The organism is Thermocladium sp. ECH_B, assembly GCA_001516585.1.
Taxonomy (GTDB): Archaea; Thermoproteota; Thermoprotei; order Thermoproteales; family Thermocladiaceae; genus Thermocladium.
Genome location: LOBW01000049.1, coordinates 1 through 13,327, shown reverse-complemented (window position 1 = coordinate 13,327; position 13,327 = coordinate 1). Strand labels below are relative to the sequence as shown.

The window sequence follows — 13,327 nt, the reverse complement described above, 5'->3', positions numbered from 1 at the left end:
AATACTTAAGGAGGACCCAACCATAATAATGGATGCTTTAGTTAGTAATCCAGCTATAATTTATGAGGCACTAGCTAAATTAATGCCTTGGCAAAGCCTAGCAACNNCAGNANGANATNAAAGAAATAAAAGAAACAATGGCAACAAAAGAAGACCTCCAGAAAGAAATAAAAGAAATAAAAGAAACAATGGCAACAAAAGAAGACCTCCAGAAAGAAATAAAAGAAATAAAAGAAACAATGGCAACAAAAGAAGACCTCCAGAAAGAAATAAAAGAAATAAAAGAAACAATGGCAACAAAAGAAGACCTAAAGAGCTTAGCGACTAAAGATGAATTGGAAAGACTTAGAGAGGAGATTTGGAGGGAATTAAAGGTATTGAGGATAATGCTGGATTCGCTTGGAGCTAGGTGGGGCATAATTAATGAGGAGGCGGTTAGAAATGGAATAAAGGAATTACTAGCCAGTGCTGGGTATAAGGTGGATAAATGGATATATTATGATGCTGATGGCTACGTGTATGGATATGCCTCGGAGATTGATGTGGATATAGTGATTAAGAATGGCTTAACCATTATGGTAGAAATAACAGCAGCACTAAAGCGTGGTGATATACCATTCATTAAGCGCAAAGCAGAACTTTATGAGAAAGTGACTGGATTAAGGCCTAATAAAGTAGTAGTAATAACGGCATTCATACATGACAAGAATCCCGACCTAATAATAGCCAGAGCGGAGACCCTTGGAATAATCATTCTGAAACCCGGAGAAGACATTTCAAATAATTAAGTGCAGCTAATTATCCGCCAATTAAATAGATCGATATACATCCTTAAGATAATGAAGTGATATTTTTGTCGATATTTTTAAAATATATATTGGAAACATTTATTAACTATTATTATTTCTAATTAATTATGGCAGGATATAAATTTAGATGTAGAGACATAGGGATGCAATGTGACTTCGAGGTAAAGGGAGTCTCTTCAGAGCAGGAAATGATGGAAATAGTGGCGGCGCACGCTAAGCATGCCCATGGCTTCACCACAATACCGCAAAACACGTTAAATGCAGTCAAGAATGCAATAAAGAAGGAATAAGAAACCAATTTCTGTACGAAATAAATAATTTATTTCCATTTATTAATATGATGCGACGGAGATAGTTAAAAAGTTGATTTTTTAACTCATCTGGTGAGGAAGTGGCTAATAATATTGCAGGGATTAGTGCCAATGCTTTTAGTCGGTACTTATCAATATAGTTGGAATCTATTCATGAGACCTCTTGCAACGAGTTTCAACGTTGGTTTACCCATTATTCAAACCGCTTATTCTCTATTTGTGCTTTTCTCAACTACATTTCAAGTGCTGGGGGGCTTCATAGCGGATAGGTGGGGTCCAGCCGTAATTGGAGCATTGGGAAGCATAATGGCTGGGATGGGCATGATTGTTGCACCATTCGCTAGATCCATATACATTTTTTACCTAGTATGGTCATTGGGAAGCATAGGGGTTGGTTTTGTCTATGCAATCTCAATTAATTTGGGCGTTAAGTGGTTCGGCAAATCAAGGGGATTAGCGACAGGCCTCATAAATATGGGGTTTGGCCTTGGCTCTACATTCTTTAACCCATTCATATCCCCATTCATACGAAGCGGGNATTTGGAGACGCCAATGATTATCATAGGAGCCGCCTTGCTTACCGTATCCACGGCCTTAATGGCGATGAGCAAGTACCCAGCAGTGACTATTACTAAGTCAAGATCTATGGTTCCAGGAACGGGTTTCTGGCTGGCTTTCCTATCGTTTTCCATGGCATCTATACCTCTTCAATTATACTCATCAAGTTTATCAATAATGGGCGATAGGTATGATTACTTAACCATTACTATTGCCGCCACAATTTTACCGTTGTTTAGCGGCATTGGTCGTCCAATAATGGGATTAATCTCGGATTCCTGGGGCAGGGGTCGGGCTATAATTGCCGAGTCCATAATATTGACACTCGTAATGCCGTTAGGAGCGATTGGGATGGGGTCTCTCTATATCGCCGCGGCTGGACTGGTTGGCTTTCTGGGTGGAGCAATGATGACCCTATATGCATCTTATATTGGAGACAAGTACGGCATAGCCGCCTCCACGTTTCTCTTCGGAATAGTTTATAATGGTAAGTTCATAGCAGCAGTATTAAGCAGCGTCGTGTTCGCTTACTTAACCTATTACCTAGGTTTATCAATGGCTGTTTTATTGGAGACCGCACTAACAGCAATTTCAATTCCACTATTCCTAATTGCTAAAAAGCGATAATGAATTACCCATTACGAGCGAGGCCCGGCGAACCCTAATACAGACCGTATCCAGGCATATTACTTATAATGCTTTTAACATTATTAGATTCAAGGAGCGACTCCAGTTTCCTTATTATTGGTTTATTATTTCCACGAAGATAAATTAAGTCAAAGCTCTCCACGGCTAATCTAATGAACCGAAGCCCACTCTTTACGGCAACATACTCTATTGCTGCACCCACATCGGCCTCTCCCGACAATATTGATTCAATAACCTCTGCATGTGTATAAGCCACCGAGGGGGAGACCATGGTATTTGTTGGATCAATTCCGTTATCTTGCATGAATCTATCCATTAGAATGCGGGTGCCGGAGCCCAGGTTCCTGTTCTTGATTCTCAATCTACCCTCTCGTATGCCTTCTATTATTTCCTTCATAGTTAATTCAGTCCGTGTAACTAGTCCAATGCTTCTCCTGTATCCCCGTATTAGCTTGATGTCACGGGATAAACCCATCTCGTCAATAACCTCTTCATTCCCGCCTAGGAAGTGAATGCCAGCAACATCGGTCTCCATCATGAGGACCTTGGATAATCCATTCAATGAGCCTATCCACTCATTTCTGATTCTCGCGCTTATCCCTTTTATTATTAGATCTAAGGCCTCATCATTGCTTCCCGCAATTGCCAAATCAATTCTATTATTGATGATGCTCTCGACCCAGTCCAGGAATTCCTCGCCTTTGTTAGTTAGCTTGGTTCCCCCTCCATTAATGCCGCCCCTCTTCTTCTCAATTAACCTATAACCCAATTGCACCTCTAATCTATGTATCCATTCCCATGCGGATGCATATGGTACATTAACGCGTTGGGCAGCAGCATTTAGTGAACCCAATTCTTTTACTTGCTTAAGGAGCTCAATGACTCGAGAATCCAACTTAATGCCGTTATCTATTATTAATTCATTTCTTGACTTAATTATCATTTATTATCCCGTGTAATGCATTAATTAGTGAAAGTTAAACTTATCCCACAATAAAAACAAACAATCGACGAACAGGCAGGCCTCACTCATAGACGAGTTAAGTATATATACTATTCGATGCTGCATTAATGCATGCTGGGAAGCATATGGGACTGGATAATATTAATCGCAGTCGTGTTAGTGCTATTTGGGGGAGCCGGTAAGTTACCGGAGATTTTTAGATCACTCGGCAGAGCGGTGGGGGAATTTAAGAAGGGGCAGATAGAGGTTGAGAACGAGTTGAGGCAATTAACCCAAACCAATCCCGCCCCGGGGACCAGTAATCAGGAGAAGAAGCCGGAGCAGGGGGAGAATGTTGAGGAACTGAAGAAGAAGATCGAGGAGTTACAGAGACAGTTAGATGAGCTGAAGAAGGGTAAGTGATGGCGGGGGAGGAATTAGTCTCTCACTTATCAGAATTAGCGGCTAGGCTTCGTCGAGCATTGATATCAATATTTATAGCCTTCATCTTCTCATTTGGATTCGGAATCAAGATAATTAAGATAGGGAGTGACCCGTATATTCCAATTCCTTATCCCTCAATAGATAATAGCATATCCACAATATTGGTGAATAAATTCATGAATGTATTGCTCCCGCACCAGATCAAATTGATCTCAATAGGTTTATTCGATCCCCTTTATGCCTCAATAGAGGTATCCCTCCTAATCGCGGTCGCGGTATCACTGCCTGTATTTCTTTGGGAGCTGTGGGGCTTCGTTGCGCCGGGCCTATATGAACATGAGAAGAAACTGGTTAAAGCATCTATAATTCCATCAATTATCCTATTCATTGCCGGAGCAGCGTTTGCGTACCTAGTTATTATTCCAGTTATGCTGAAGTTTTTCTTAGTGTATGACGAGGCGCTGGGAGTTGAGCCGACGCTGAGCATTAAGTCATTCATAGGCACCGTTGTATCATTCATGGCAGCAATGGGACTTGGCTTTCAGTTGCCTCTGGTGATGGCTGGATTAACGAGGGTAAGAGCCGTGGCTGCCAATACGTGGAGAAGGAACTGGAGGTGGGGAGNCCTAATCTCATTCATATTTGCGCTAATAGTTTCGCCGGGAACCACTGGAGGCATCATAGAAACCACCATAGGGGTAACTCTATCCTTGCTTTACGTGATAGGCATGTTTATAGCGAAGGCAATCGAGCCGAAGCCACGTGAGAAAATTTAAAAACAATAATTGACCCCGTCTAGTCATGAGAATATATAATTGCAGCTACTGCGGGAGACCCATTGCGCCGGGCACCGGGTTCATGTATGTGAAGAGCGATGGAACAATAATGAGGTTCTGCAGCAGGAAGTGCTTCATCAGCATGAAGCTTGGAAGGAATCCTAGGCGGCTTGCTTGGATCAGAAAGGCCCAGAAATGATTGCTCCCCACACATCCATATTTATATTAGTGATGCTTTTATTTTTCTGATGCCCACCATGGGGNTTAGGTTTAGAGCATACACCGATCGACGAACGCTGAGGGCGTTAAAGGCCCAGTTGAACCGCCCACTACCCGTGATGATGGGCAAGGCGGGGCAAGGAAGCGGGAAGCCTCGCCCTTAAGGGCGGGGTAGCTCACATTTTGAGGCAATGATTTTTAAACACTGATTGCATCGACTCTCCATGGCTGAGTATAGGGCGCCTATAGTGGTTGTGGTGGGGCATGTTGATGTTGGAAAGACGCTGCTGTTGGACAAGATACGGAATACCGCCGTTGCTTATAGGGAGCCCGGCATGATAACTCAGCACATAGGTTTATCCTATCTTCCTTGGCCAGCAATAGAGAAGTACGCCTCAGGGCTTTTGGATAAATTTAGACTTAAAGGAAAGATCTGGGTCAAGGGTTTCTTAATGGTTGATACGCCGGGACACGCTGCCTTCTCTAACCTGAGGCGGAGAGGGGGTTCCGTCGCCGATCTAGCCATATTGGTCATCGATATCCTGGAGGGCATGGAGGAGCAAACCAAGGAGAGTCTTTTCCTATTGAAGTCGAGGAATATACCATTCGTGGTTGCCGCGAATAAGGTGGATAAGGTCTATGGGTGGCAAGCCCATCCCAATTCCGCGTTCATAGATTCATATGATGCACAGGATGAAGCTACCCAGGGACGGGTTGAGGAGATGATAGCTAAGATAGCTGGTGAACTGGCTGAGAACGGCATAGAGGCGGATAGGTATGATAGGGTAATGGATTATGCTAGGCAAGTACCCATAGTTCCAACTAGTGCAGTCACTGGAGAGGGGATAGCCGATCTTCTGGTGGTTCTAGCTGGTTTAACGCAGAGACTTGTTAAGGATAAGTTGATGGTGCATGATGGGCCTGGGAGGGGGGTCATAATGGAGATAAAGGAGGAGAAGGGATGGGGTACCACGGCCGATACCATAATATATGATGGGTCAATAAATAAGGGAGACAGAATAGCGGCGCTGGGGTTAGATGGCCCGTTTTATACTTCGGTTAGGATGCTTGTAATGCCTAAGCCGCTTGATGAGATGCGGGACCCAGAAGATAAGTATATGCTGGTGAACTCAGTTAAGGCTGCTGCCGGAGTTAGGGTAGTTGGTGAAGAGCTGCAGCGGGCCGTGCCCGGTTCTCCACTAATAGTTGTGAAGAGCGAGGCGCAGTTACGGGATGCCCTTGATGAGTTGAGGGCCGAAGCATCATCGATAAGGATAGAGGTGGATAAGAGCGGTGTAGTGGCTAAGGCTGATACCCTAGGTACTCTGGAGAGCATGGTGCTTTATTTGAGGAACCAGAACATACCGGTTAGGAGGGCAGATATAGGGCCGGTCGTGAGGAGGGACATAATTGAGGCTTCAGTCGTGAAGCGGCGGGATCCCCTCTATGCCGTGGTTTTGGCGTTTAATGTTAAGGTAACTCAAGAAGCCGATGTGGAGGCCCAACAGCATGGGATCAGGATATTTCAGAACAATATATTGTACCGCTTAGTTGATGAATTCCTTAATTGGCATAGGGAGCAAAGGAGTAGGTCTATTGAGGGGGAATTGAATAAGGTCACTAGGCCCGGCAAGGTAAAGATAATTCCCGGCTATGTTTTTAGACGCAGCAACCCAATAATAGTGGGGGTTAAGGTATTGGAGGGGCAGGTAAGGCCTGGCTATAGGCTGAGGAGGGGAGAGGATGGCAGAGTAATTGGCACTATTATGCAGATGCAGAACAATGGTAAACCCGTTCAATTAGCTAAGAAGGGAGATGAGGTGGCTATATCGATCCAGGGAAATGCCATGGTTGGCAGACATGTGAGGGAGGGGGATGAACTATATGTTGATATTCCTGAGGAGCACTTGGTGAAGCTATTGATGGATTTCAGGGAATACTTGGAGCCGGGGGAGGTTGATTTGATTCATGAGTATCAAGCAGCCAAGAAGCGGTGGAGCGATTAAGGGGCAAAATTTAAATAAGATATAACCAAGGCTCCTCAATGCCTACATTTAAGTTAGTGGTGTCGGACCCCTTAAGCGGGAAGGCTAAGCAGGTGGAAGTTAAGGATCAAGATGCGGAGAGGCTAATTGGATTACGCATTGGGGAGGTTATTGATACAAAATTGATTGGGAATGCCCTTCAGTTACCTGGGGAAGTCAAGCTACGAATAACGGGAGGAAGCGGGTTCGAGGGCGCACCCATGCTTCCATACCTACAGGGGCCAGTGAAGCGATACATACTGCTCTCTGGTCCTCCTGGCTTTAAGCCTAGGGAGGATGGAATGAGGAAGAGAAAACTTGTGCGTGGCAACGTGATAAACGACCAAACGACTCAAGTCAATATGGTCATTATTTACCCAAGCGATTGGAAGGGGGAGCCACTGATCAAGGAGGAACCAAAGGAGGAGAAGCCCCAGGAGGCGCAGTGAGGTAATTTAATAAAGGGTAGCAATTCTCGCAGCAAGTGAATAGGTTCCGCTTAGCTGCGTTAACAAGCTTAAGCGCTGGAATAGTTATCTTATTGGTTCTAGCACTTACGGCATTCATTCCATTACAATCATTATTTGAGAAGCCATTGGTGCTGATCTTATGGTTTCTCTGGATCCTTGGAGTAGCGGCATACAAGTTGTTCAGCAGCTCTGGGCTAGGCTCCTCCAACTACATAAGGAAGTACACTCCATACTCCTTGGGTTTTACGTTTATGTTCATAGTAATGGGAATCCTTCACCAATTCACGCTCATGGGATTATTCCTAATGATTGGATACTCATTTGAATTAGTGGCCGGCTTCATTCTTTATAATGATTTCAAGGCAATTAGTGGTGAGGGAAATGCCGTTCTTTTCCTAACTGGAATAACATTATTCATATTATCATTGCCACTAGCAATTGTGAAGATACCGTGGCCCGCAATCATTGGCGTTGTTCTAAAGACAATCAGCATCTCCAGGATAGCCATGAGAGCAGGGCCGGGAATGCCCATAAAGCAAAAACCCAGAAATACTCACTATTGACCTCCTCCTAGGGCGAGGCTTAGCGTTGTTCTGACCTCCTCCCCGCCATTCGGCGAGAGCTCCCCCGAGGCCTCACGGGTTTACACCCCTTTCGCGGGTGCTACTCGTTTCCCTGGCATTGTGGGGTCAACCTCGCTCCCCGTTCCCTAGGGATTAACCAGGGAAGCTAACTAACCCCTAATACTAGAGCATAAACCCCCGCCCCAACTCCCGCCGTCATAAAAGGCGAGGTTTATCGTTCTTTTTATTATGACATCATGAAGGGGCCTTATTGGCATAATATAGATTATTTCTACTTATTTCTACTCTAGCGATACGCAATTACGTTTTTATAGACCCAATAGCACTGCATCGATTTAATCACTAAGGCTAAAATGGATTTGAGGAATAATGAATTGCGTGAATACATGTTGTAGGGGAAATAAATTGAAAAATAATGATTACTGGGAGAAAGTTTTGACTAAAAGACGCGNTAAATCCAGTTAAATGAGGAGGGATTATTATAAAGCGGCTGGGAAGGGAATTACTGGATGCGTGACTTAATCATTATGGAGCTATCAAGACTGGGTCTAGATCCGGAGAAGTTTGTGGCGTGGAAGGTAATGCTGAGCGGTGGCACTATATTTGAGGCATTAGTGGCTACTGTATTAACGCAGAACACAAGCGATATAAACGCTGGAAGAGCATTCTATGCACTCAAGAAGCGAATTGAGGTATCGCCAAGCGGCATCCTTTCCTTAAGCGAAGATGAATTAGCCGAGGTGATTAGGCCGGCAGGCATGCATGTAAGAAGAGCAAGGCAATTAATCGAATTGGCTAAGGCTGTTTTGGAGAGGTTCGGCAATGATTTGGAATTCATCAGAAGCATGGATGCCGATGAAGCGCGGCGACTCTTAATGTCATTGCCGGGTATTGGGCCTAAAACGGCAGATGTTATACTAGTTAATCTAGGCAAGCCAGTATTTCCTATTGATACTCATATATTGAGAATCAGCAAGAGAATAGGCTTAGCCTCCACATATGATTCAGCGAGTAAAGCATGGATGAGCATATTCAAGCCCAACGAGTATCTATGGGGGCACTTATCACTAATAGAATTCGGTAGGAGGATATGTAGGGCGCGAAGCCCCAAGTGTAATCAATGTGGACTACAAAGTGTCTGTAAATATTATAAGGAGCAAGGCAATCACTGAAATTCCCCTCATTAAATGAATTCGTTTTCCCTATACTGACCCCCGCCCCTAAAGGGGCGAGGCTTAGCATTCTTTCTATCAATAGCGACTATACTTGTTCAAAATAGTCANTAAGTAACTCCAAGTATTGATGGCTTCTCACTAGCTACTTTAGCGAATAATGCTATTACGTGTTCGCATGGCATTAATGCATTACCGCACTTACTGCAAGACCAAGTCCTCTCCTTTAGATTGATTTCGACCGATGCATCGTCTATATAGCCAGATATTATGGCTCCTCTTTGATTGAATTTATCTACAGGAAGCAGTATTGAAGCAGAGACTAATTCGGGGGATGGAACTAAGCGACCGATTACCTTGCGCCAGGAATCCCTTGTCTTGGTGATGATCTCCGAGTCATTAATTCCCCAATACTTGTCAAGATCAATATCTCCACCGCCATACTCCAGCCTCCTCTCACGAAGCCTCAGTAGAAGTGGAGCTGGAGCAAGTGGACCAACCAACAGTGCCTCGCCCTTATTTAGTCCGCTAATTACCTTGACTAACTCATCGCTGAGGGCCTCGCTTGACTCTATTATTGCCTCCCTATCAAGAGGATTCACTATCTTCAGTATCGCGTGGTTTTGACACTGGCTTAATATATCCTGATCAATCTTGGATGGCCTCTGGGTTATCACAATTAGGTAGACGCCGAATTTTCTGCCCTCTGCAGCTATTCTATTAATTATTGAGTGGGCTAGGGTTGACTTAGTGGGAGGCGCAAACCTATGGGCCTCCTCCACTATTACCACGACTGGGTAAGGATACTTGGGATCCCTTAGATCCCTCACNTAATTTATCCTTGATGCCAGCACTCGACTCAACACATGATAAGCTATGTGATCTTGAACCTCATCACTTACGCCGGCCAAGTTAATTATGGATACATGCTTAGGCTTTAATATATCCGTTAAGGGAGTCGTGTGCCCCCTATAAACTCCTGTTCTGGCAAGCCTCCTCAAGTAAACCCTTGCACTCACTAATGCGCTTCTCTGCCGCGAATCGTTGGCTATCGATCTTAACTCATTCAGTAATTGCCTAAATCGCTCCGGCTCCGTTATATTATCATCGCCAATCGGTTGCTGTATATTTAGCGCCCGCTGAATATCGGCGGGACCAATGGGTCTCGTCAATGCTGCGTCGATCAACCTTATCATTCCCTTAATGGAGCCGGACTCACCACTGCCGTTTGTGGTGCGTGATACTATCTTCATTAAGGAGTGAAGTAGGTATATTATGTGACGTATCCTAGATGCTCCGCTGGGAACCCCGGCGATGGTGGCTAATTGATCTGGGTCAACCTTTAATATATTCATTGAGTATCGTTTGTCGCCAACATGATGCTTGGATGCCTTAATCACTGTAACGCTGAAACTGCCTAGTTTTGAGGCGGACTTCTGTATGGACACGTATTCGCCATGTGGATCCAGCACTACCACTGTTGCCCCCAGTTTCATTAGTTCCTCTATCATTAGAACGGAGAGCCACGTCTTCCCGCTCCCCGTCGCCGCTATTATGGCCATGTGCCTCGTTAGGCCTTTCTCGTCCAGGCAAACCGGGACATCCTGTGAAGCAAGTGAACCAATGCATAATTTACCTTTTAATCCAAGGTAATCCCTTATCAATTGAGGATCAGCATGGTAAACTGGGGTTCCTATTGGAGGAGGCGTTCGAGGAAGTCTAAGGCCGGAGTCCTTATAGCCTAGGAGAATCACAGTCGCTATTATTGTTTCTATCAGTGACACGCCTATGTCACTGCTTAATGCGTCGGCGGCTAAGTCCTCGCCTATCTTATATGGTTCTCGACTTATATTTACGATATAGCCCAGCACTACTTTATCCAGGTGCCTATATGTGACGTACTCAAATAATTGAACCTTATCTGCTTGATCGGTCTTTATGGCTACCTTGACCTCGCTGGAGCCANTGTTGCCTATTATGAATCCTATTTCATCCCCCATTTTGCCATGGTCTTCATTCAATGATATTAACAATTACGCTTATCATGGATACAGACCCCATAATGAAACTTTCAGTTAATCCTAGTAAACACATTAACAGTAACTTAAATAAGGCAATAAGCAAATCGAGACCTATGTCCAGCGACTTATTTGCCTTAGCCTCAAAAATATTTCCGGGAGGCGTCAATAGCCCTGCCAGGGCAATGAAGCACTTGCCGTACCCATTCTACGTTAAATCAGCAGAGGGCCCTTACCTAATCACTGAAGATGGGGAAAGATTGATTGATTACTGCATGGGATTCGGCCCCCTCATACTTGGGCATGGCCACCCAATTATCAGGAGGGCAGTTGAGGAGGCATTAAACAGGGGTTGGCTATATGGAGTACCAACTCGGGCAGAGATAGAGGAGGCCCAGAAAATAATGAGCCACATTAAGTCAATTGAAATGATTAGGTTCGTGAGCACTGGAACCGAGGCCACCATGAATGCAGTGAGGCTAGCGAGGGGATTCACTGGACGGAAATTAATCATTAAATTCGAGGGTAACTTTCATGGTAGTCACGATTATGTACTAGTGAAGGCCGGTAGCGGTGCGGCCACATGGGGAACCCCAACTAGCGCAGGAATACCGGAGGAGGTTGCCAGGCTAACCATCGTGCTTCCATATAATGATATAGATGCCCTTGGGAGGGTAATGAGGGAAAAAGGCAATGAGGTCGCGGCGATAATAATGGAACCCGTGGCCGCCAATTATGGATTAATACCGCCTAGGGAGGGATTTGTTCAAGAGGCCAGGCGATTAACGCGGGAATACGGTGCCCTACTCATACTTGATGAAGTGGTGACCGGTTTTAGAGTGGGGCTTGAGGGGGCCCAAGGCATGTTCAATATAGTGCCTGACTTAACCACGCTCGGCAAGGTAATTGGCGGCGGCTTTCCAATAGGCGCATTCGGGGGATCACGTGAAATAATGCAACTAATTAGTCCCCTGGGTCCAGTTTATAATGCTGGAACATTCAATGCACATCCGATCTCCATGGTTGCTGGCTTAGCAACCATTAATGAACTCGAGAAGGGAGAGGCATATGCCATAGCTAATGAGGCGTCTAGGCGAATAAGCGAGTCATTGGTAGATATAGGGAGCAGGCTTGGCATTGGAGTCACGGTGAATAGGGTGGCATCTATGTTTCAATTCTATTTCACGGATAAACCAGTTGAAACCACTAACGACGTTGCTAGAAGCAACGAGAAAATGTACCTAAAAGTACACGCAGAGGCATTAAAGAGGGGAGTTTACCTTGCGCCAAGCCAATTCGAGGTTAACTTCACATCGGCTACACATACAAAGGAAATAGTGGATGAAACAATAAGGATACTTGAGGAAGCGATAAAGGCCAGTAAAACCTGACCATAAGATCCCATATAAATTAAAATCACCAAAATGGGGGTTAAGGGGGCGGAAAGCCTCGCCTCTCTGAGGCGGGGATGGATAACCCCCTTATAGAAAACTTTTTTTAAGCCTAAACACCTCTCTTCAGGATGTCCTCTCCTGGTCAATTTCTTGGGAATGGGGGGCGGGGGCCGACTTCCCCCGCAATACCGGGAGGGGGCATCAAAGAAATTAAACACAGTAATAGGAGGACTAACGTGGTTCGCCTCCTACCAAATGGGTTTCAGGAAAGAAGACTAAGGAGGCTAGCCGACATCTCTGCTAAACTCTTCAACGAGATTAACTACGAGAGGAGGCAGCAATTCTTCCGTGAGGGGAGGGTTGATTTTAAGGGGACGTATGATAAGTATTATGGGAAGTATAGGGGTGAATTGGGCAGCGCCAACACGCAGCAAGTGCTTAATAAGAATAATGAGGCGTGGTCATCATTCTTCTCCCTCCTAAAACTGAGGAAGGAAAACAAACTACCTCCTCACATGAACCACGTTTCGCCACCAAGTTATTGGAAGGATGAGGATGGGAGGAAGCTCCTCCTGGCCGTGAGGGAGGATAATTACGTAGTGGACGAGAAAAATCATAAGCTAATCCTCAAGTTCTTCAAGTTGGAAATTAGTTTTACGGGTAGGTTGAGGTGGCATGGGAAACAAGGGAGGCTAGAAATATACTATGATGAGACGAGGAATGCTTGGTATGCCTCAATCCCCGTGGAGGTTGGTGTCGAGGAAACTAAAACGGGAAGGAGGAGTAAGCACGTCGTGAGGGGTGAGAGGAAGAGCATTCAAGTTAAATCGCCTAAGGGGAGCAAAATGGCCTCGATAGATCTAGGCATCAATGTCTTGGCGAGCGTAGTAGTCGATGATGGTACGTGGTTGCTTTATAAGGGGGTTAGGGCGAAGGAGGATTACTTCTACTTCGGGA

The 13,327-nt window shown here is 45.0% G+C and carries 13 protein-coding genes and 1 pseudogene; 12 read left to right on the top strand and 2 right to left on the bottom strand.

Annotated features, from left to right (window positions below; genetic code table 11):
* Positions 1–290: 290 nt before the first annotated feature.
* The 3 genes from AT710_06675 (at position 291) to AT710_06665 (ending at position 2,305) form a co-directional block, all read left to right on the top strand.
* Positions 291–788: a hypothetical protein gene (locus tag AT710_06675; protein KUO91422.1), complete on the top strand. Its 498-nt coding sequence runs from the start codon at positions 291–293 to the stop codon at positions 786–788.
* A 128-nt stretch (positions 789–916) separates the two neighbouring features.
* Positions 917–1,099, top strand: a complete 183-nt coding sequence (locus AT710_06670) for a hypothetical protein (protein ID KUO91421.1) — start codon at positions 917–919, stop codon at positions 1,097–1,099.
* A 93-nt stretch (positions 1,100–1,192) separates the two neighbouring features.
* On the top strand, positions 1,193–2,305 hold the full coding sequence (locus tag AT710_06665; GenBank protein ID KUO91420.1) for a hypothetical protein: 1,113 nt from the start codon (positions 1,193–1,195) through the stop codon (positions 2,303–2,305).
* Positions 2,306–2,339: 34 nt separating this feature from the next.
* On the opposite strand, the gene AT710_06660 is transcribed toward AT710_06665, so the two are convergent.
* A complete protein-coding gene (locus AT710_06660; protein KUO91419.1) occupies positions 2,340–3,269 on the bottom strand; it encodes a hypothetical protein in 930 nt (309 codons plus the stop codon).
* Positions 3,270–3,401: 132 nt separating this feature from the next.
* Here AT710_06660 and AT710_06655 point away from each other — a divergent pair, with 132 nt between their 5' ends.
* From AT710_06655 to AT710_06625, 7 genes are all read left to right on the top strand, one after another.
* A complete protein-coding gene (locus AT710_06655) occupies positions 3,402–3,692 on the top strand; it encodes a twin arginine-targeting protein translocase (GenBank protein KUO91418.1) in 291 nt (96 codons plus the stop codon).
* The gene (locus tag AT710_06650) at positions 3,692–4,489 is read left to right on the top strand and encodes a translocase (protein ID KUO91417.1); all 798 of its coding nucleotides are present in this window, start codon (positions 3,692–3,694) and stop codon (positions 4,487–4,489) included. Before AT710_06655 ends, AT710_06650 begins: the two co-directional genes overlap by 1 nt.
* 25 nt (positions 4,490–4,514) lie before the next feature.
* Positions 4,515–4,688: a 50S ribosomal protein L24 gene (locus AT710_06645; protein ID KUO91416.1), complete on the top strand. Its 174-nt coding sequence runs from the start codon at positions 4,515–4,517 to the stop codon at positions 4,686–4,688.
* Between the two features lie 229 nt (positions 4,689–4,917).
* Complete coding sequence (locus AT710_06640) at positions 4,918–6,714, top strand: translation initiation factor IF-2 (protein ID KUO91415.1); 1,797 nt, start codon at positions 4,918–4,920, stop codon at positions 6,712–6,714.
* 38 nt (positions 6,715–6,752) lie between these two features.
* A complete protein-coding gene (locus tag AT710_06635) occupies positions 6,753–7,181 on the top strand; it encodes a 30S ribosomal protein S6 (protein KUO91414.1) in 429 nt (142 codons plus the stop codon).
* Positions 7,182–7,216: 35 nt separating this feature from the next.
* The gene (locus tag AT710_06630; protein KUO91413.1) at positions 7,217–7,765 is read left to right on the top strand and encodes a hypothetical protein; all 549 of its coding nucleotides are present in this window, start codon (positions 7,217–7,219) and stop codon (positions 7,763–7,765) included.
* 530 nt (positions 7,766–8,295) lie between these two features.
* Complete coding sequence (locus AT710_06625) at positions 8,296–8,958, top strand: hypothetical protein (GenBank protein ID KUO91412.1); 663 nt, start codon at positions 8,296–8,298, stop codon at positions 8,956–8,958.
* 107 nt (positions 8,959–9,065) lie between these two features.
* On the opposite strand, the gene AT710_06620 is transcribed toward AT710_06625, so the two are convergent.
* Positions 9,066–10,958 carry a hypothetical protein gene (locus AT710_06620; protein KUO91411.1) on the bottom strand — a complete coding sequence of 631 codons (1,893 nt, stop codon included), beginning with the start codon at positions 10,956–10,958 and terminating at the stop codon, positions 9,066–9,068.
* 134 nt (positions 10,959–11,092) lie between these two features.
* Here AT710_06620 and AT710_06615 point away from each other — a divergent pair, with 134 nt between their 5' ends.
* Positions 11,093–12,367, top strand: coding sequence for a glutamate-1-semialdehyde aminotransferase (locus AT710_06615; GenBank protein ID KUO91410.1), 1,275 nt, complete (start codon positions 11,093–11,095; stop codon positions 12,365–12,367).
* Positions 12,368–12,498: 131 nt separating this feature from the next.
* A pseudogene (locus AT710_06610) lies at positions 12,499–13,327 on the top strand.